This window comes from Bifidobacterium sp. LH_419 (assembly GCF_056356955.1).
This window is the reverse complement of record NZ_JBKEVG010000015.1, coordinates 42,680-61,537: the sequence shown is the minus strand read 5'-3', so window position 1 is coordinate 61,537 and position 18,858 is coordinate 42,680. Positions and strand designations below refer to the sequence as shown.

Here is an 18,858-nt window from a genome sequence, read left to right as displayed (position 1 = left end):
TCGACGTCATCCACTTCACACCATGCGCCATCGCGCCGGAACCCGGATCGAAATAGTACCAGCCGATATGATCGCGGTCATACGACAGGTACTGCTCCCCGTAGCGCATCTCGCCGGTGTTGATGTCGTAATACACCCACTTGCCGCCGCTCGACGCCACCCATTTCACACCACGCATAACCGTGCCGTCCACATTGAGGTAGTACCACTTGCCGGTCGCCGGGTCACGCACCTCCTTATTGCGCACCATCACGCCGTTATCGAACCAGTACTTCTGCCCATTGATGGTCTGCCATCCGCTCTTGCCGCCATTACCGCTGCTACCGCCATCCGAAATCGCCGTCTTGTTGCCGAAGGCGTTGAGGTCGACGTTGCCGGTGATGCCGATGATCTTACCGCTGCTCGTGTACTGCCAGCCGCGGTCGTTCGTGGGGAACGCGGCGTACTGCATCGTCGAACCGTACTGGGCCACCCAACGCGTCCTCGCATGGATGCTCACGCTGTTCAACGCCGTGTCCAGATAGCTCGTGTACGAGTAGACGCTCAGATTCGTATAGCCCGCCGCCTGAAGCTTCGCATACCAGGCGTCCACGATCCCCTCGTACACGCCCGGGGACGACGGGCTCCGGTGCCCCGTGTACGTCCACGTCTCCAAGTCATAGAACACCGGATAGCTCAAGTCCCCCGGATTCACACCCGCCTTCCGCAGCAGGCTCACCACGTCCGCGCCCTCCGACGCGCCGTCACCCGCATTCTCCGCATACGAGAACACGTACACGCCGAACGGGATCCCCAGACGCCGGCACTCGCTGATGTTGCGCAACGCCTGCGCGTCGAACCCGTTGTCCCAGCCATAGCTCAGACGGATGATCGCGCCACCCACGCCCGCATCCTTCACCTTCTGCCAGTCGATCGTCCCCTGCCACGTCGACACGTCGATTACGCCCTTCGCCTGCTGGACGAACAGATTGTCCTTCGCGTCGAAGAACGCCGGAGTCCCGTTATACGAACCCCAATGCGCGCCATACTCGTTGCCCGGCAGAGACGCCAGCCGCACGGAACCGACGGAACGGGAAGCGACGCCAGACGCATCCGCCGCATCCGCTTCCACGTCGCCGCCGTTCGCCGCGACCTTCGCCTTCACCTCGGCCGCGCTCACCGGGATGAACGACTCGCCTCCCGACTTCGCCAACGGATCCGGCTGCCGGCTCTCCGTCCCCACGATCCGCGGATCGGTGACCGTCTCGCCCGTCTCGATGTCCTTCAACCCGTCATCCGGAGTCACCGCATATTGCTCCGACACCACCGTCGCATCATCCGGGATATCGGAAGACACCCTGTCCGGCAGATCGGCATCCGGATTACCCGGCATCGCATCGGAGGCCGTATCGCCGGCGACCGGACGCGCCGCGAACGCGGTCGCGCCGGACGCGGCACTCGCGACGGGCGCAACAGACGCAGTACCCGCAGCACCCGCACCCACGTCGGCGAGCGCACTGGCCGGAACCACGCACACCGCACCCAACAACGCAACAGACACCACCGACGCCACAGGCGCCGCGGCCACACGCAACACACGCGGCATACGCGACGCGCACGACTCCACAGAACCATGCCCCGATGCACCAAACCGATTCTTCCCCACCATGTCCAGACTCCTTGACGCGCTCTCGCCGCATCGACCATCATGCCGGCCGCCACACGCGGGAACCGGCGCAATCGCAACGTTTTCGACCGTGGTTCAGTCTAACCGGCGAGTCGGATAAGACGAAGCCCGATACGGGAGGCGTGACTCCCGACAGCGCACGGAGCAAATAACGGGCGCACATCGGCATCCAGCTGAGGCGAATTGTTTGTTTTGCCGGAATAGGTAGTACAACTTCCTCTGTAACAGAGTTCTATCACATAAACTGATAGAAATTCACGGAATGACATATACTTGCCACATCACTGATAGAAGCGGTGGATTCTGGCGGCATGCCACGACTGCAGAAGTCTTGCAAACGGGCTGCAAGCGAGTTGGGACCGCACAGGAATGAGGAGGACGCGTAATGATCGATCGCCCCACGTACACGGATTGGTTGGAACGATGGCGCGGCAAGGACGTCATCAAAGTGGTCACGGGTCTGCGCCGCTGCGGCAAATCCACCGTACTCAAACTATTCCGCGACTATCTCATCGCCGAGGGCGTGGCACCGGAACGCATCATCGCCATCAACTTCGAAAGCCTGGAAGAGGACTACCCCACCGACGCCAAACCCCTCTACGACTACATCGTCTCTCGTCTGACACCAGGCGTCACGAACTACGTGTTCCTGGATGAAATCCAGCATGTCCGGGAGTTCGAACGCGCCGCCGACGGACTCTATGTGCGCGACGACGTCGACCTCTACCTCACCGGATCGAACGCCGACCTGCTCTCCAGCGAACTGGCCACACGACTCACCGGACGATACGTGGAACTCCGCATGCTGCCCCTATCGTTCAAGGAATACCGCAGCGTACGACCCGTCACCGAGACGCCGGAACAGTCCTTCGGCCGCTACCTGCTGTACGGCGGCCTGCCGTACGCGGCCACCCTCGACTCCGATCAGGACATCGCGGACTACCTCGGAGGTGTCTTCAACACCATCCTCGTCAAAGACATCGCGCAACGCCATCCGCGCATCAACACCGCCGCCTTCAACGAAGTCGCCTCGTTCCTGGCGGACAATGCCGGCAACATCACATCCGTGAAAGGCATAGCCGATGCCATGAAACAGACCCATCGCGGCATCTCCCCCACCACGGTGAACGAGTACATCACCGCCCTGCGCGAGAACTATCTGCTGTTCCGAGCCGACAGATACGACATCAAAGGCAAAGCTTATCTGAAGACCCTTGAAAAATACTATCTGGGAGATCCCGGCTTCCGATTCTGGTTCCTCGGCAAAACCGGCGGCGACCTCGGGCACCGCATTGAGAACATCATCTACCTCGAGCTGCTCCGACGCCACCGTACCGTCCACATCGGCAAAGTAGGCGCCACCGAAGTGGACTTCTATACGCCGGGTTCTCAAGGCGACCACTATTACCAGGTTTCACTAAGCGTGATGGACGAATCCACGCTCGCCCGAGAACTCCGCCCGCTCCGAATCATCGACGACAACCATCCCAAGACCCTGCTGACCATGGACCGCATCGGGAACGGGAATCACGCCGGCATCAAACAGACCAACATCATCGACTGGCTGCTGGAGTAGCGACGGTGCCGGCCACGCACCGTGACGTACGTGAATGCGCGACGGTGCGACGCAGATCGCGCGTCGCACACGCACGCACTCACGCACGCACACGCACGCGCACTCACGCGCCCGGGAGGGCGGCGTGGAGGGCGGTCATCACGACCAGGGAGATGACGGCGGTGACGGTCAGGGAGAAACCGGCGAGCTTCGCGTTACCGGTCAGGGAATCGGTGAACTTCGTCGAGAAGATCGTGATCGGGGCGAACGAGCCGAGGACGACGATCTCGCGGATACGCATATCGAACGGAAGCAGGAACCAGGCGGCGAGCGCGATCAGCACGCCGAACAGCGCGCGCCAGGCAATCACCTTCGCGAGCTCGATCTTATCCTTGCGATTGTCCGGAACCTCCATCATCAGGCCGATCATCGCCATCGCGCAGAACGCGTTCGCATTGGCGAACGGCGTGATCAACGTGACGATCGGCTGCGGGATGGTGATGTGCAGGAACATGAACACGAGCATCAGCATGTAGATGTCGAAACTGATCGAACCGAGGAAATCACGCGCGATGTTGCGCAGACGCAGCACCAGCGGCAGGCTCTTGAAATTGTCGTCCATGTGCAGCAGCGTGCGCGTGATCGTGAGCGAACCGGCCGTCGCGACCGTCGCGTTGCCGATGTCCAGCATGATGACCGGCAGGCCCGCGGACGCGCCCATGAACGTCTGCACCACAGGCAGGCAGAACGCGCCCAGATTCAGGCCGGACGCGTTGAGCATCTGGAACGCGCGGTAGTTGCGCTCGTCGCCGCGCGAACCCGCGTAGACGACGAACAGCGGGACGGCGCACGCGAAGAAGCCGAACAGCACGATCCACAGCATGCGCATGTCATGCTTGTTCGTGGCGAACGAGAGGATGATCGCGCACGGCAGGGTCAGGTTGAATACGAGACCCTGCGTCACCTTGTAGTCGCGGTCGCCGAACACGTGCAGATGCTTGAGCGCGTACGGGCCGATGATGGCGAGCAGCAGCGCGCCGGATTGGAACAGCATGGAATGGCCTTTTTGATGTGGGGTTGGTGTGGGTTGGTGTGATTGCGTAGGTTGTGGTTATGCGTGGGTTGTGGTTATCGGATACGCAAGACACCATAGGCGCGTGAAGGGCGGGCGGCGGCGGGACGGTCACATGGCGTTCATCGTTGGTGGCGGCGGTGGTATTGGCGCTGGCTCAGGACCAACGCGGTCAGCCGGATCAGGAACTCGCGCCACTGTTCGGCGTCCTTCAAGGTGTTGTTGTGCGCGGTCAGCACCTCCCAACCGACCGCGGTGAGCGCGGACTGGCGGGACACGTCGTCGCTCCACTGGTCGGCGTGATGACGTCCCGCGTATTCGATGCCGATGCGCAGATCGGGCAACGCCATATCCAGATATACGAAGGCACCGTTTTCGTTAATCGCCACCTTGTGGTTGACCTGTAATGAGCGAAGCTCCGGCAGCGGCTCGGCCTCCAATCTGAGACGAAGCCGGGTCTCCATCGAGGAATCGGTGTTCTCGCGCATGCGGCGCATGGCGTTTAGGCATTTCACGCGGCCTTTGAACCGCGGCGGCAGGACTTCGAACAGCGCATTGAAATCATCCGGGGTGAAATGCGGGTCGGATTGGTTGCGGCGCATCATCGAGTCGGCAAGCACCGTCAGCTCGTCCTCGTCGAGAATCCGCGCCATCTGAGCCCAGACCAGCAGCGGATGCGTCGCTTGCACGCCCTCGATGATCTGGCCGGGCGAATACTCGCGACGGTGTTCTTGGGGAATGGTCAGCCACGCGGGCTTGGTCAACAGATGGCATTGCACTCCATTCCAGATGCGCCGCTTCGCGGGGTCGTCCACGACGATGTGCAGCTTCTCCAGGTCAAGCGCGCCGCGCGGGAGCAGCGGCAGCTCGATGCCATGCAGCCGGAGGGCTGAAATCAGACCGCACTCGAATGCGACACCATGCCTGTTCGCGAGGTCCATGGCCTTGCGCAGTTCGTCAAGCCGGTTCAGCGCCAATTGCCTCATCGCAATGCCCGGGGTCGTCGGTGTGGTTGCAACGTTCATGGCATGAAGCGTAGGCGGTCATGGATCGGAGCTGAAATCCAGCCGGCCCGCGGTGGAGGAGCACGTATGAGACGGTGGATAACCGGAGATGACTTTCGGGAGGAACCGTACATGGGAGCCGCCGAGTGAGGATTTGCCCCATGCTTGGCAGTTCTGCACGCCATCGGGCCGGCCCGGGCCGGCCGGGGCCGGCCAAGTGTGTACAGGCGCATGGGGACAGGACCATACAGGGCGTATCCGTATCCGAACTTGTATGCTTCAGACGCATTCCTGCATGGTTCGGGTAGGTACCTGCATAGTCCAGGCGGAAACCTGTAGAAGAACCGGACGAACCTGTAGCCGATTGGCTTGAACCTGTAGGGCACGACCTTGAAGAACGTCTTCCCGCCGGCTGCCTGCAAGACCACGATCCTTGGAATTCCGCGGAAGTCGGCGACATAAATAATCGTAGATGCGGATGCCTTCAGGACCATACACTGCAGGTTGGCGTTATTCTCCTACATGTTGCATGCTCGTTTATGCACGTTGCCCTTCCAACCATGCACGTTACGTGCCCAACCACGCACAAAGCGGGGCAAACCATACATGTTCGAGAGCCCCAAGTCTCCGCGTTCCGGAGTTTCCACGCAGGTTCATGCCCTGTGGGCAAATCAGCCTGCAGCGTGCGCGGCATGCACAGCGTGCGCAGCATGCACAACGCAAGGCGGAGAGAACGAGGCCGCAGAAGGAGTGACGAGGCAAACGGGCATACGCGCCCGCGCGCTGCCCCCCATACGCCTATGTGATTTACGGGGGTGCCGTAACCAATAGGGGGTCAGGAAGGGGGCATGCAGCCTATCCGCTGAAGCTGAACAGGGGTATGGAGCCATACATACCCCCTAACCAGCAATCGGTGCACGCGTACGGGCGGCACAGACAATAACGGCGCTAGCACGAAAGCGGCGAGTTTCCGGGATTACCCGAGTCGCGCACATTACAGGCCTGACATGGCACCCCGTTCTGCGGTCCTCCATTCTGTCGATAGGGGGTATAAACGGGGGTAATGCGATTCGAAGACGCCCGGGCAGTAAGGGGGGAATAGCCCCCTAAAATGCCCCCATATTTTTTAGTAGTCAAACAGGCAACGCGGCACGGCGCCTTCCGTCCGAGCCCCAGGGGACGTGGTCGAGCCACCGAACGTTCGTTGTGTGTCACGGAGCACCATTCACGCCGCTAGCTCCTGCACCACCTGAGCCGAATGAGGCAGCTGAGATCAATCGGACATGTCTTGAGGGCAGGGTTAGTAGCCCAACTCCAATACTCCGTTCTTCTTTACACCATACCCCCGTAAAGATTCTTCGCAGCTGTCCCCCTATGCAATCCCCCTATAGGCAGAAATACCCCCTATTGTCAGCCACCACGGGGGGCTCCAGATCTCGCCACTTCTACCTGCATAGATCTGACAAGCTCTGGAACATCACGCCTCCGGGCGTCAGCACCGACATGACTCCGTCCGCTTCTTGCGCGTGGGTGTTATACCCCCTTCAATGCCCCCCTAACACCCCAAGAGCGCAAGCCATTAAAAATGGGGTTTATAGGGGGCATACCCCCTATAAACCCCTGTTGGCAGACCGTACTCAAGCGCCATCACCAATCGCGCGGCAGACACAACGGCAGACGCATCCGCAGCGCACCGGTCGGCGGAACCGGCCCCGAATCAGTCGTCGAGCACGTCGGGCAGCGGGCACGGCATCGGACGCCACGCGTTGTCGTGCAGGAGCTTGCGGGAATCCCACCAGCCCTTCGCGATCTGGACGACGCCGGTCTTCAAGTGCTCGCGGTCGACCATGACGAGGCGGATGAGCTCCTTCGCGGCGGTGGCGATTGTGCCGAGGCCGAAGAGGAACGGACGGTAGTCGCCGTACACCATGAAGTAGCGGGCCATGTAGCCGCGGTTGCGCATGATGTGGTAGCGGTTCATGTCGGACGTGGAGTTGAGCTGACGCAGGCCGGCGATGTCCCAGTTGCCGATTTCGCGCGTACGGCGCAGCACGACGTCGGGGATGACGATCGGCGCGGTGACCTTGCTCGCGCGGTAGCCGTAGATCGTGTCATCCCAATAGATGAAGAAGCGCGGATCGGGCAGGCCGATCTCCTTGACGACGCGACGGTTGAACAGGCCGCCCTCGAAGCACAGCGTGTTCATCGTGCGGAAGCCGGCGCGGCCGAACGCGGCCGGCGCGATCGGGTTCGGGATGCCGAGACCGATGCGGAAATCGTACTGCCAGTAGAACGGGCCGCCGTCATAGTCGAAGCGGCTGCCCTGGATGACCTCGTGGCGACGGGTCCACGGGGCGAGCTTGGCGATGCCGTCGGGCAGGACGGCGACGTCGTCGTCCATCACCCAGAACCATTCCGCGCCGAGCTGGTACGCCTTCTTCACGCCGGCGGAGAAGCCGCCCGCGCCGCCCAGATTCTCGGTCTGCGGCGCGTAGACGACGCGCGACTGGTTGCCGGAACGGTCGGCGACGGTCTTGCCCCACTGCGCGGTGACGTCGGCGGCGAAATCCTCGACCATGGACTTGGTCTCGTCGGAATGCTCGTTGTCGACGACGATGACGCGCCACGGCGCCTGTTCGAGCGCGAGAATCGACTCGAACAGGGTGGCGAGCAGGTTCTGGCGCTTGTAGGTGGTGATGACCATGGCGAGCTTGTCGATGGTCCTGGGGTCCTTCTTCGCGGTCTTCGCGGTCTTCGTGGTCTTCGCGACGGTTTTGTCGGTCTTCGCGGCGTTCGCGGTCGTCTTCACTTCGGTCATGGACGTATTCTCTCACCACCCGACGAACGGCGGCCACGACGTTTCCGGCATCGTCAGCACCCGGTCGACGACCACCACATTCCGTTAACCTTCACACCCTATGATTGTCAGTGGGGAGAAGGCTCACGACGCCCCGGAACGAGGCGAACGAGACCACCGTCGTCAACGTCGACGACGGCTCGCGACACGCCGATGGCACACAAGATTGGACACATCCGCAAATCCCATGCTATTCTCTCTCAATTGTGTGCTGAGCTTGCTTGTTCAGGAGTTCAGGGAAACACATGGAGGATTCGCCTAGTGGTCTATGGCGCACGCTTGGAAAGCGTGTTGGTGTAACAGCCTCACGAGTTCGAATCTCGTATCCTCCGCCAACAGGGTTTTCGGAGTTTTCCGGAAACCCTTTTTCATTGCCGACGACCCCGAGAAGTGGGGTCCAAGCGCTGCGGCGTCCAGCCCAAGGCGGACACGTCGAGACGGTGCGCTCGTTCAACAACCGGTTCGGACAGACGCGCAGCCAGAGCCCCGCATCCCACAGGCATCCCCCATCGGCCCGCACCCGTACCCGAACCTAGGAACCTTACCCACACCCCACTTCCTAGGTTCCTAGGTAACTTCCCAGGTTCGGGTTCGGAGTACGCAACGCAGCCCCGGCTTCTACTCGGAAGCCACCAGCCGGTACCGGCGCTTGGGACTGTACTTGGACCCGATGCCCTCGACGAGGTTCTCGTCCATCAAACCGGACAGGTAGTCGCGGATGGTTTTCGCCGATACTCCCGCCGCGTCGGCCAGTTCGGATGTGCTGGCGCTGTTCCGCTCCGCCAGATACGAGAGAATCGCCTGACGCATGTTGTCCCGCGAGTATGAGGTTCCTTCCTGCTCGGTCATTCTGCGATGTCCGAAGATGATGCGGAATTCGCTCAACGTACTCACCGGCACCGGCGGATCCATGAGCGCATCGGCTCGGACAGACGCGGCGCATGGCGCATCCTCACCCCATCACAGTCATCCCATGAGTGATGCGACGGCTCGTGCCAACATGGCGTGGACACAGTGACGGAGACGGAATCGTGGACTCCTGATGGAACCCAACCTCCACCCGAACCTAGGAACCTTACCCACACCCACTTCCTAGGTTCAGACCCCTAGGCCCGCTCCCGGGCAAGACACACGATTCCCATCACCCTTTAGCGAGCGACCCGCTCCATGCCATCGGCGAATCTGTCCAGGCGTAGCCTACGCAGATGTGCCAGCTCCTCGGCCATGGTACGCGGCGGATTATCCTTACTGGACACGACGGCGTTCATCGCATTCACGATGCCATCGTGGTCGCGCGTGAGCATCGTGCTCAGGAACTCGTCCGGATGAACGGCTTCCACAGCGTACCGTTCAAGACTCAGCGGCGGGAAATCCTTGAGGTTGTACGTAACGATGTAATCGGCATCGGCGGACAGGGCAGCGGCGAGCACGTGCCGGTCATCCGGGTCCGGCAGCTCAAGCGTCGCTTCGAGATGTTCCCAACCGTAGACGCAATGGGTAGGGTTCATCGGCGTGATGAACGAGAGCAGACGATCCGCCTGTTCCGGCGTACGATTGCGTCTTTCAATGAGCGCGCGGCGAGCCTCCTCTAGAATCCGCTCGGACCACACGGCGTCGATCACCTGTTCCTCGTCCAGCGTGAGCATGATGTCGAGCAGCCAGACCGCGGGAAAGACATTGGCGTCAAGCAATACGACGGGTTTCGTCACGATTCGTCCCCGGCTCGTCAGTCGAAATCGGCGACGTAGGCCGCATCATCGTCGCCGTACAGCCCCATCTCCACAGCCGCGTGGCGCATCGAAGCCAGGGACCGTTCCATGCGCTCACGCTCACGCTTCTGATAGTCCATCACATCGACCACATCCACCATGCGGCGACCGGCGGCACCATTGCGGGTGAACGGCAGCCTGCCGGAATCGAGGATGCGGGCCACCGTGCGCGCCGAGCAGTTCAGCAACTTCGCTGCCTCTCCCGTCGTAATCATGCGGCGACGTCCCATCGCACCGAACGCCGCGTTCAACGCCGCCTCATACGCCTCGGCGCTCAACTCCACCACGTCACCGTCCGAACCGACGAGCGCGCGATTGCCGCGCGGAATCGTCGTCCCACCGGCACGCGGCATTTCAAGTACAGCCGTCATGATTCCTCCTTATGTTGCCGCCATTCTATCAGTTTCTGACAAAATCGACAATAGTCAAAATTGTCCTGTTAATTCGCGTCGAATGGGCGCGAAGATGAGTCCGTGGAACCGTCGAAACGCGAAACCCCAGTCGGCAGTAAGGCGGAGCCAGCGTGAAGGTTGGGGTCTCGCATCCTCCGCCATCGCCCCGGAACCACGCGGTTCTGGGGTTTTTCGTTTTCCAGCAACCCCACGTAACCGGGCAACAGAGGCAACCCGGCAACCCCTTCAGGGCAATGCATCGATGTTGTTTCGCAGGTGCTCGATGAATCGCATGGCCGCCAAGGGGAGCCTGTCGCGGTCGGCATAGGCGATGGCGATGGTGCGGTCCACGGGCGGGTCGGTGGGACGCAGGACGATCCGGTAGTTGGCACTGGTGCGGTGGAGGATGAGTTCGGCGAGGATGCTGAAGCCCAATCCGGCCTCGACCATGGTCATGATCGAGTAGTCGTCGTGGATGCGCAACCGCACATTCGGCTTGAGCCCGATAGACGCGAACGCCTCCAACGGCTCGGAATAATGCCCCTCCTCCAGCAGGATCATGGGTTCCTTGGCGAGCGCGGCCAATGGCACCCGGTCAAGTGCTGCGAGCGGATGACCTTGCGGCAGGACGGCGAGCATGGCGCCCCGTTTGATGGTGATGGTCTGCACGTCGCGCGCGGCGGCGGGGTTGATGAATCCGAAGTCGATGGTGCCGTTGTGGATCCATTCCTGGATGGTGGTGTAGTCGCCTTGGTGCAGGACGAACCGCACGTTCGGGTGACGCTGTTGGAAGCCGCTGATGAGCCCCGGCAGCCAGTGGGCGGAGATGCTGGCGATGGTGCCCATGCGGATCACGCCGGTGTCGAGGCCGAGGATCTCGTCGGTCCGTTCGCGGATGCGCAGACCGTCCTCCACGTAGCGTTCGATGAGCGGGTAGAGCTGGCGTCCCTCCTCGGTGAGCGTGCATCCGCCGCGCTGCCGGTTGAGCAGGGTGACGTCGAGTTCCTTCTCCAGCGATGCGATCATCTGGCTGACGGCCGACTGGCTGCATCGCAGCTCGTCGGCGGCCGCGGAGAAGCTGCCGTATTCGACGATGTGCCGCAGGGCGAGATACCGGTTGTCCATAATCGTTCATCATAGACGTTGCATAAGCATCGCTTACATGTCCATTAGCGGATTTGATTGTACTTATCGTATATGCACGTCATACGATGGCCGCCATCGGACACGTCCAGCGCAGTTGGATCGTTCGACACATGCACGGGAACATCAATGAAGGAAAGGATCCCCCGATATGGCGTTGTTGCGTACGGCGTTCCGGGCCGCGTTGCCGCCCACGCTGCCGATCGCCGCCGGCTTCCTGTTCTTCGGCGGATCCTACGGACTACTCATGCATGCCAAGGGATTCCCAATCGTGTACCCGCTGGCCATGGGCTACGTCATCTTTGCCGGGTCGATGGAGTTCGTCACCGTGAATCTGCTGTTGTCCGCGTTCGATCCGTGGTCCGCGTTCCTGTTGGCGATCATGGTCAACGCGCGTCATCTGTTCTACGGTCTGTCGATGCTGGACACATTTCGTGGATTGGGCTGGAGAAAACCGTATCTGATCTTCACGATGATTGACGAGACATTCGCCATCGGTTCCAGCGTTCATATTCCGGCATCGGTCGACCGGGGATGGTTCATGGTGTTCGTCTCCGTCCTCTGCCGCTCCTACTGGTTCGGTGGAATAGCGTTGGGTTGGCTGGCCGGCGGCGTGCTTCCGTTCGACACCAAGGGCATCGAGTTCGTGCTCGCCGCCCTGTTCCTGTCGATTCTCCTCGAACAGTGGGATGACGACCGGAACCGGAAGGAGAGCGACGACAGCGACCCGCGTCCACACCCGGCGGTCGCGAATCTCGTGGATTCGGCTCGGCCTCATGCGCCTGCGCTGGTCGGGCTGTCGGCCTCCGCGATCTGTCTGGCGCTGTTCGGCCCGGACCGGTTCATGATTCCGGCCATGGCGCTGATGCTGGTGACGTTCCTGATATTGCGTACGAGATTGGAAGACGCGGACGACGAGCACGGCACCCGGAACAGGGAGGAACGATGATGACCATGACCACATGGCAAGCCGTCGTGACCATAGCGGCGGTCTCGTTGGGCACCATACTCACCCGCTTCCTGCCGTTCACGCTGTTTCCCGATTCACGCCGACCACCCAGAACCGTGACCTACCTCGGCAGGGTTCTGCCGCATGCGATGACCGGTCTGCTGGTGGTGTACGCGCTCAAGGACGTGTCGCCGCTCTCCGGATCCCATGGAGCGCCCGAGGCGATCACGGTCCTCGTCATCGTGCTGCTGCATCGGTGGCGCCACAGCATGCTGGTGTCCGTCGCCGGAGGAACCATCGCGTATATGATGCTCGTCCAGCTGGTGTTCGTGTGACGGGTTTGCGGATTCCTGCCCCGTTGGGGGATTCATGGCGACGGACATCCGACGGTAGACGACGACGGTAGACGACGAAAGCAATGGGAGACAAGTATGGCTATGCGGCAGTATGTGGTGGATGCGTTCACGGACAGGGTGTTCAAGGGCAATCCGGCGGCGGTGTGCCTGCCGGAATCATGGCCCTCTGACGAACTGATGGCGGATATCGCGATGGAGAACCTGTTCTCCGAGACCGCGTTCGTCGTACGCGAACCGGAAGGATGGCACCTGCGCTGGTTCACGCCGGGCGGCGAGATCGACCTGTGCGGTCACGCGACGCTCGCCTCCGCGTATGTGGTGCTGCGGTTCGTGGAACCGGACGCCGACGTGGTGCGGTTCCGCACGATGAGCGGCGTGCTGACCGTGACCCGACGGCGGGGCGGCGGGCGTGATGGCGACGACCACGCCGGCGACGTGTTCACGATGGACTTCCCCGCCTTCGACCTGAAACCCACACCGGTCACCGACGCGATGGAGCAGGCGTTGGGTGCCCGTCCGGCTGAGGCGTGGCTCGGCCGCGACCTGCTGTGCGTGATGCCCGACGAGCGGACCGTGCGCGGACTCGATCCCGACCAAGGGCTGCTTGAGGACCTGCCCGGCCTGCTGGCCAACGTCACGGCGGCCGGCGATGCGAGGTCGGGCTTCGACTGCGTGTCCCGCTCATTCGCACCGAAGCTCAACGTCCCCGAGGACCCGGTCTGTGGCTCCGGCCATTGCCACATCCTGCCATACTGGAGCAAACGCCTCGACAAGACCACGCTCACCGCGTATCAGGCCTCGGCGCGCGGCGGCGTCATCCACGCCACGGTCGGCGACGGCCGCGTCAGCCTCGGCGGCGGCGCGGCGCTGTTCTCCATCGGCACCATCCTGCCCGACTTCGGTTTTCGAATGTCCCGCATCGATTGACTTGTCCGCCCTGCAGTTCGATGATGGCGGGCGTGGGCATCATGGTGAAACGTATCTATGACGAGCCGGAACCCGATGACGGCTGCAGGATTCTGGTGGATCGGCTGTGGCCGCGCGGCATGAGCCGGGAACGCGCCGCCCTTGACCTGTGGCTAAAGGACATCGCGCCCTCACCCGGACTGCGCAAATGGTTCGGACATGATCCGGCGCGCTTTGCGAAGTTCTCCGAACGGTACCGGGCGGAACTGGACGCCAACGTAGAGACGGTCGCGTCCCTGCGCGACGTCGTCATGACCCATGAAACCGTCACGCTCCTGTATGCGGCCAAGAATCCGCTGGTCAATCACGCGGTCGTCCTGTGCGACTACATGGCCGGCGGTACGGGAATCATCAAGTCACACTGAAACGCAGGGGCACGGAAAGGAATCGGCCATGAGGAAGCTGGGACTGATCGGCGGGACCGGGCCGGAATCCACGATCATCTACTACAAGGAGATCACCGACGGGGCGCGCAGACGCTTGGGACAAGACCGGTTCCCGCATCTGAGCATCGAAAGTCTGGACGTGTTCGAGGTGCTGGGCTTCTGCAGACGCGCAGACTATGACGGGCTCACCGACTACCTGACCCATGGAATCGCCAATCTCGCCGTCGCGGGGGCCGAGTTCGCCGCGTTCACGGGCATTACGCCGCATGTGGTGTTCGACGAGGTGACGCGACGCTCGCCCATCCCGATCGTCAGCATGCTGGACACGTCCTGCCAGTACGCGGTTGACCGGCATTACGATCGAGTCGTCTTGATGGGTACCGGTCCGACCATGGACGGCGATTTCTTCCAGCACCCATTCCAAGTGCATGGCATCGACGTCGTCACACCGGACGATGAGGACAAGCGGTACATAGCCAAGGCAATCGAAACGGAATTGGAATACGGCATCGTCAGACCGGCGACCCGGAAGGCGCTGCGAGACATCGCCGTTCGGCTGGCCGAACGGGAGCATGCCGAGGCGATCGTGCTGGGCTGCACGGAACTGCCATTGGCGTTCGATGGCACGAGCCTACCGGTGAACGTCATGGACGTCATGCGCATCCACATCAACGCCCTCATCGACCGCATCATCGGCGAATGACCAGCACAATAGATCCTCTACTGAAACGACCACCAGCACATGTGGAAGTCACCCGCGCCTCACGGAACGCCCTATGGGTCGGGATGAAACGTTTCAGCGACTCCTCCTTGCCCAGCAGCAGCAATCCGGTCAATGTCGGCATGATCTTGCCGTCGATGGTCACCGTCAGCTGCAGGGATCGCTCCAGTTCCCCGTCAGTGAGCTCCAGTAGATTACGGTCGCCGGACTGGTACGTACCGATGATTCGGCGCAGCGAACTCACGCGCATTCCACGCCCCACACACACCGCGAAGGCCCGTCACCGAGCCGGCCTGTCTGCGCCGTCGGGGCTCTCGGCATGCTGCTGTAACCTGTAGCTGGTATCCGCAAGGAGGGCAGCATGGCCGTATTCGAGGACGATTTCATGGACATCCAGGCGGGTCTGGTCGCGCTTGCCTTGGAGGCCGTCGGCGACGTCAACGTGGAGGATGTGTACATATACGGATCCATCGAGGGCTGTATGACGGCCTTCAACGTGTTCTTCCGCGTGGACGGAACGATTCAATACCTGCGGGATGTGGTCGACGACCAGTCAATCAGATTGCAGGTGCTGGAATTGGGCACCGGCGACTTGGGAAAGCTCCGCGACCTGTGCTTCGCGAACGGCCACGACTGCCCAACCCAGATCCGGGGTCGCTACAACGCGGCCTCCGGCGGCTACCGTGCCCATTATGCCTATGATCCCATCGTCTGCGACGAGCAGCATGGCATCGCGCCTTCCGAGGCGTTCGTCATGTGGGTGGACGACGTGCGGGCCGGCCGTGACGATCTGGCCTCGGACGATGCCGAGGAATAGGTGAAGCTCAGCGCTCGATGCCGTATTCGTCGTACACGTAGGCATCGTACTGGCTGTCGTCGAGATGCGACGTGTTGTAGTGATACGCGTCGTAATGGTTGTCGTTCTGCATGATCGCTCCTTCGTTCGTTCGTCCCTTGAGTCGGACCTCATCGTTGTCGGTATCCGGTGTACTCCGCGCGCGTTTCCGCAGGATGTGTGTTCGACCACGCGCAGGTGAACTCGTGCCGTCATCATCGTGAATGCGATGATGACGGGTGCCGCGACCGCGACGGTACGGCGCGACCCGCGCGACCTGCGCGACCCGCGCGACGTGCCGACTTGCGCGATGTGCGATGACGTGCCATTATGTTCAGGTTGCCTTTATGGGGTCGGGCTGAAAGGCCTGGCCGCGGAGGGAACGGATCGGCGGATTTCCCAAGCGGTCAAAGGGAGCTGACTGTAAATCAGCCGCTTCGTGCTTCAGTGGTTCGAATCCACTATCCGCCACGCCCCGATAGCTCAGTGGTAGAGCACTTCCTTGGTAAGGAAGAGGTCGTGAGTCCAATTCTCACTCGGGGCTCTCCGAAAGGAACCAACTACGCCCCTGTAGCTCAGTTGGTTAGAGCAGCTGACTCTTAATCAGCGTGTCCAGGGTTCGAATCCCTGCGGGGGCACAGACAAGACCGGAATCGAAAGATTCCGGTCCTTTTGCATTTCCGGCCGCCCTCAGTCAGGCGGCCTATAGGAATTTTGGCTCGGCCTGTCAGCTCCCGCCGGCGGGAGTGGGAGGCCGGGCGCCGACGACCATCCAGTTCAGGGTTTCTCGCTTGAGAGGGGTACATCTCTGCTGTCTCGAATGCGTATCTGCGTTGCGAGGGGTACCAGACCCGAGTCATTCCGAGGCCACACACCGATATGACGCCATCTGCACCGGCATTCCCCCTGTCCAAGTACCCCTCATACGCCAGTTACGCTTGGAGAGCGACGGGGAAGTACCCCTTTCAACCGAGAAAGCACAGGAATCGGCAGCTCCCGCACATCGCCAGCGGAGGCCGCAAGCGAATGCTCCCATCGGCATCGCCGCGATTGGACGCGCCGAGGCCCACAACGCATCGCGATCGCCGCACAGGCGACCGGAAGACCTGATGCCTGATAATGGATGGTGACGAAACATCCATACGCCCAACGGGGCCGACGAACGGGAGCGCATCATGGCAGATGAGACCACCCAGACCACCAACGAGACCGGGCAGCCCGCACAGCCGCAGCCAGCACAGCCCACGCAAACCGGGCGACCCGCACAGCCCACGCAAACCGGGCAACCCGCACGGCACCACCAGTGCAGGTGCGGCAACGGACACGGGCACGGCGCATGCCGCCGCGACGCCGAAGGGCACGCCATCACCGCCGAATCGCATCTGGGTTATGTCGCCGATCTGGCCTCGCTGATCGACATCCAGGAGGAGGCGACCGTGTCGCGCACGGTGCTGCGCGAGGACGGGCTGCGCGCCGTGCTGTTCGCTTTCGACAAGGACCAGGCGCTGAGCGAACACACCGCGGCCATGCCCGTGACGATCCAGGTGCTCGAAGGCCGGCTGCGCATCGGCGGCGGTGAGCGCGAGGTCGAGCTCACGGCGGGCGGCATCGTGTATCTGAGCGCGCGCCTGCCGCACACGGTCTACGCGCTCGAGCCGAGCAAGATGCTGCTGCAGATGTTCGACAACCGCGGCTGAACGCAACCGCTCCGGACGGGCGAAGGCGCGGAGACACGAGAGCCGGAGGAACGGCAACCCGAGGGCCCGCCGATGCGTGACAAACGCGTCGACGGGCCCTCGCCGGATCGGCACCAGACCGGCCTCACCGGATCACCGGGAGGCCGGCCCCGCGCCGATTCCAATCACTTGGTCGGGACCTTGCCTTCCTGCGCGTGGTCGAAGTTCGGCACGTTCTTCGCGTCGAACTTGTACACGCCGATGTTGGCGGAGCTCGGGTCGTTGCTCGAATTGAACGGGCCGATGCCGGTCACGCCCTTATAGTGGATGCTCTTGCCGGACTTCAACGCGGCGAGGCACTCCTTGTAGGTCGTGCACACGGTGCCGCCGTTCGCGCCGGAGACGGCGGCCATGTTCTTCTGGATGGTCTCGCCGTCGGCGCTGCCGCCCTTCTGCGCGGCGAGCGCGGCGAGGATGATGCCGTCATACGTTTCGGCGCCGTAGGTGAAGGTGCTGATGTCCTTGCCGTACGCGCCGACGAGCTTCTTCTGGAACTCGTCGGACGCCTGCACGCCCGGGATCGTGCCCTTCGAACCTTCGAGGAGCCCCGCGTCGAGGTCCTTCGAATAGTCGGACGTGTTGCCGTCGACGAAGTACAGTTTGTGCGTGTCGACACCGGCGCTCTTCAGCGCCTTGACGAGCGGCTTGGTCTGGCCGAAGGCGATCACGGCGACGGCGTCCGGGTTGCTCGCCTTGATTGCGGTGGCGATGGACGAGAAGTTCGTCTCGGTCGGGTCGAACGCGTCCTTCTCGCCGTAGACGATGTTGACGCCCGCGTCCTTCACGGTCTTGACGACCGTGTCGCGCAGACCGGTGCCGTACTCGTCGTTGAACACCGCGATGGCGAGGTTCTTCACGCCGTCCTGCGCGATGACCTGGCCGAGCACGGTGCCCTGCACGGTGTCCGGCGGGACGGTGCGGAAGAAGTACGGGCTCAGTCCGGAGAAGTCGGAGCTGGTGGCGCCCATCGAGAGCATCGGGATTTTCTGTTCGGTGATGGTCTTGTACACGTTCTTGACGACGGCGCTGGAGGCTGGGCCGATCACGAACGACGGGTTCTTCGACATCACGGACTGCACGGCGGACGTGTTCTGGTCCGCGTGATCCGCGTCGGAGGTGTCGGCGTCGGTGGTGGTCACGTCTTTGCCGAGCACGCCGCCTGCCGCGTTGATGTCGCTGACGGCGAGTTTCTCGGCGGCGAGTTCCGGCGGTGCGAGGTACGCGAGCGAGCCGGTTTCCGGCCAGAGTCCGCCGAGCACGAACGCGTCCTTCTTGCCGGATGAGCCGGATGCGCCGGCACTGGACGACGAGCCGGCCGAGCCGCAGCCGGCGAGCGCCATGACGGCGGCTGCGACGACAGCCGTCGCGGTGATTAGGATCCTCTTTTTGCTGTTCATGATTGCTTCCTCTCTATTCAAGCGAATATGAACGTGTGACGGGGCGATGTGATT

Annotated in this window: 18 protein-coding genes and 4 tRNA genes; 12 read left to right on the top strand and 10 right to left on the bottom strand. The window is 62.2% G+C overall.

Translation table 11 applies throughout. The annotated features are described in order from the left end of the window. The coding region (locus AC1AYX_RS09215; protein ID WP_476503193.1) for a glycoside hydrolase family 25 protein at positions 1-1,585 on the bottom strand (1,585 nt) is incomplete at its 3' end. 466 nt (positions 1,586-2,051) lie between these two features. On the opposite strand from AC1AYX_RS09215, the gene AC1AYX_RS09210 reads away from it, so the two are divergent. Further along, complete coding sequence (locus tag AC1AYX_RS09210) at positions 2,052-3,242, top strand: ATP-binding protein (protein WP_476503192.1); 1,191 nt, start codon at positions 2,052-2,054, stop codon at positions 3,240-3,242. Between the two features lie 103 nt (positions 3,243-3,345). Here the strand turns inward: AC1AYX_RS09210 and AC1AYX_RS09205 are convergent, their stop codons facing one another. From AC1AYX_RS09205 to AC1AYX_RS09195, 3 genes are all read right to left on the bottom strand, one after another. Beyond that, positions 3,346-4,275: an AEC family transporter gene (locus AC1AYX_RS09205; protein ID WP_476503191.1), complete on the bottom strand. Its 930-nt coding sequence runs from the start codon at positions 4,273-4,275 to the stop codon at positions 3,346-3,348. A 140-nt stretch (positions 4,276-4,415) separates the two neighbouring features. Beyond that, a complete protein-coding gene (locus AC1AYX_RS09200) occupies positions 4,416-5,318 on the bottom strand; it encodes a DUF559 domain-containing protein (RefSeq protein WP_476503190.1) in 903 nt (300 codons plus the stop codon). Positions 5,319-7,014: 1,696 nt separating this feature from the next. Next, on the bottom strand, positions 7,015-8,001 hold the full coding sequence (locus tag AC1AYX_RS09195) for a glycosyltransferase family 2 protein (RefSeq protein ID WP_476503198.1): 987 nt from the start codon (positions 7,999-8,001) through the stop codon (positions 7,015-7,017). 400 nt (positions 8,002-8,401) lie between these two features. Here AC1AYX_RS09195 and AC1AYX_RS09190 point away from each other — a divergent pair. After that, a tRNA-Ser gene (locus tag AC1AYX_RS09190) sits at positions 8,402-8,489 on the top strand. 283 nt (positions 8,490-8,772) lie between these two features. Here AC1AYX_RS09190 and AC1AYX_RS09185 read toward each other — a convergent pair. The 4 genes from AC1AYX_RS09185 to AC1AYX_RS09170 all read right to left on the bottom strand — a co-directional run bounded on the left by AC1AYX_RS09185 (position 8,773) and on the right by AC1AYX_RS09170 (position 11,440). Beyond that, on the bottom strand, positions 8,773-9,048 hold the full coding sequence (locus AC1AYX_RS09185; protein WP_476503189.1) for a FaeA/PapI family transcriptional regulator: 276 nt from the start codon (positions 9,046-9,048) through the stop codon (positions 8,773-8,775). A gap of 254 nt (positions 9,049-9,302) precedes the next feature. Further along, positions 9,303-9,863, bottom strand: coding sequence for a PIN domain-containing protein (locus tag AC1AYX_RS09180; protein ID WP_476503188.1), 561 nt, complete (start codon positions 9,861-9,863; stop codon positions 9,303-9,305). A gap of 17 nt (positions 9,864-9,880) precedes the next feature. Beyond that, the gene (locus tag AC1AYX_RS09175) at positions 9,881-10,294 is read right to left on the bottom strand and encodes a helix-turn-helix domain-containing protein (protein WP_476503187.1); all 414 of its coding nucleotides are present in this window, start codon (positions 10,292-10,294) and stop codon (positions 9,881-9,883) included. A 267-nt stretch (positions 10,295-10,561) separates the two neighbouring features. Beyond that, entirely contained in the window at positions 10,562-11,440 is an 879-nt protein-coding gene (locus tag AC1AYX_RS09170; RefSeq protein ID WP_476503186.1) for a LysR family transcriptional regulator, read from the bottom strand. Between the two features lie 202 nt (positions 11,441-11,642). On the opposite strand from AC1AYX_RS09170, the gene AC1AYX_RS09165 reads away from it, so the two are divergent. The 5 genes from AC1AYX_RS09165 (at position 11,643) to AC1AYX_RS09145 (ending at position 14,818) form a co-directional block, all read left to right on the top strand. After that, positions 11,643-12,407, top strand: a complete 765-nt coding sequence (locus AC1AYX_RS09165) for an AzlC family ABC transporter permease (RefSeq protein WP_476503185.1) — start codon at positions 11,643-11,645, stop codon at positions 12,405-12,407. After that, positions 12,407-12,742, top strand: coding sequence for a branched-chain amino acid transporter permease (locus AC1AYX_RS09160; protein WP_476503197.1), 336 nt, complete (start codon positions 12,407-12,409; stop codon positions 12,740-12,742). Before AC1AYX_RS09165 ends, AC1AYX_RS09160 begins: the two co-directional genes overlap by 1 nt. Before the next feature lie 96 nt (positions 12,743-12,838). After that, a complete protein-coding gene (locus tag AC1AYX_RS09155) occupies positions 12,839-13,690 on the top strand; it encodes a PhzF family phenazine biosynthesis protein (RefSeq protein ID WP_476503184.1) in 852 nt (283 codons plus the stop codon). A gap of 23 nt (positions 13,691-13,713) precedes the next feature. Continuing rightward, positions 13,714-14,094 (top strand): DUF488 domain-containing protein, encoded by a 381-nt coding sequence (locus AC1AYX_RS09150; protein WP_476503196.1) that lies wholly within the window; start codon positions 13,714-13,716, stop codon positions 14,092-14,094. 28 nt (positions 14,095-14,122) lie between these two features. Next, complete coding sequence (locus AC1AYX_RS09145) at positions 14,123-14,818, top strand: aspartate/glutamate racemase family protein (protein WP_476503183.1); 696 nt, start codon at positions 14,123-14,125, stop codon at positions 14,816-14,818. Here AC1AYX_RS09145 and AC1AYX_RS09140 read toward each other — a convergent pair. Beyond that, on the bottom strand, positions 14,805-15,080 hold the full coding sequence (locus tag AC1AYX_RS09140) for a hypothetical protein (RefSeq protein WP_476503182.1): 276 nt from the start codon (positions 15,078-15,080) through the stop codon (positions 14,805-14,807). The two genes, AC1AYX_RS09145 and AC1AYX_RS09140, sit on opposite strands and share 14 nt — an antisense overlap. A 117-nt stretch (positions 15,081-15,197) precedes the next feature. Here AC1AYX_RS09140 and AC1AYX_RS09135 point away from each other — a divergent pair, with 117 nt between their 5' ends. From AC1AYX_RS09135 to AC1AYX_RS09115, 5 genes are all read left to right on the top strand, one after another. Further along, positions 15,198-15,653: a hypothetical protein gene (locus tag AC1AYX_RS09135; protein ID WP_476503181.1), complete on the top strand. Its 456-nt coding sequence runs from the start codon at positions 15,198-15,200 to the stop codon at positions 15,651-15,653. A gap of 407 nt (positions 15,654-16,060) precedes the next feature. After that, positions 16,061-16,142: transfer RNA gene (locus AC1AYX_RS09130), tRNA-Tyr, on the top strand. Position 16,143: 1 nt separating this feature from the next. Further along, positions 16,144-16,215, top strand: a tRNA-Thr gene (locus AC1AYX_RS09125). 20 nt (positions 16,216-16,235) lie between these two features. Further along, positions 16,236-16,309 (top strand) — tRNA-Lys (locus AC1AYX_RS09120). Between the two features lie 537 nt (positions 16,310-16,846). After that, positions 16,847-17,368 carry a cupin domain-containing protein gene (locus AC1AYX_RS09115; protein WP_476503180.1) on the top strand — a complete coding sequence of 174 codons (522 nt, stop codon included), beginning with the start codon at positions 16,847-16,849 and terminating at the stop codon, positions 17,366-17,368. Positions 17,369-17,532: 164 nt separating this feature from the next. Here the strand turns inward: AC1AYX_RS09115 and AC1AYX_RS09110 are convergent, their stop codons facing one another. Then, entirely contained in the window at positions 17,533-18,804 is a 1,272-nt protein-coding gene (locus AC1AYX_RS09110; RefSeq protein WP_476503179.1) for an ABC transporter substrate-binding protein, read from the bottom strand. Positions 18,805-18,858 lie beyond the last annotated feature (54 nt).

What these genes read in the sequence shown, in the direction of transcription:
- AC1AYX_RS09210 (WP_476503192.1), top strand. Translation starts at nt 2,052, where the DNA reads ATGATCGATCGCCCCACGTACACGGATTGGTTGGAACGATGGCGCGGC.
- AC1AYX_RS09205 (WP_476503191.1), bottom strand. Translation starts at nt 4,275, where the DNA reads ATGCTGTTCCAATCCGGCGCGCTGCTGCTCGCCATCATCGGCCCGTAC.
- AC1AYX_RS09200 (WP_476503190.1), bottom strand. Translation starts at nt 5,318, where the DNA reads ATGAACGTTGCAACCACACCGACGACCCCGGGCATTGCGATGAGGCAA.
- AC1AYX_RS09195 (WP_476503198.1), bottom strand. Translation starts at nt 8,001, where the DNA reads ATGGTCATCACCACCTACAAGCGCCAGAACCTGCTCGCCACCCTGTTC.
- AC1AYX_RS09175 (WP_476503187.1), bottom strand. Translation starts at nt 10,294, where the DNA reads ATGACGGCTGTACTTGAAATGCCGCGTGCCGGTGGGACGACGATTCCG.
- AC1AYX_RS09170 (WP_476503186.1), bottom strand. Translation starts at nt 11,440, where the DNA reads ATGGACAACCGGTATCTCGCCCTGCGGCACATCGTCGAATACGGCAGC.
- AC1AYX_RS09160 (WP_476503197.1), top strand. Translation starts at nt 12,407, where the DNA reads ATGACCATGACCACATGGCAAGCCGTCGTGACCATAGCGGCGGTCTCG.
- AC1AYX_RS09155 (WP_476503184.1), top strand. Translation starts at nt 12,839, where the DNA reads ATGGCTATGCGGCAGTATGTGGTGGATGCGTTCACGGACAGGGTGTTC.
- AC1AYX_RS09150 (WP_476503196.1), top strand. Translation starts at nt 13,714, where the DNA reads ATGGCGGGCGTGGGCATCATGGTGAAACGTATCTATGACGAGCCGGAA.
- AC1AYX_RS09145 (WP_476503183.1), top strand. Translation starts at nt 14,123, where the DNA reads ATGAGGAAGCTGGGACTGATCGGCGGGACCGGGCCGGAATCCACGATC.
- AC1AYX_RS09135 (WP_476503181.1), top strand. Translation starts at nt 15,198, where the DNA reads ATGGCCGTATTCGAGGACGATTTCATGGACATCCAGGCGGGTCTGGTC.
- AC1AYX_RS09115 (WP_476503180.1), top strand. Translation starts at nt 16,847, where the DNA reads ATGGCAGATGAGACCACCCAGACCACCAACGAGACCGGGCAGCCCGCA.
- AC1AYX_RS09110 (WP_476503179.1), bottom strand. Translation starts at nt 18,804, where the DNA reads ATGAACAGCAAAAAGAGGATCCTAATCACCGCGACGGCTGTCGTCGCA.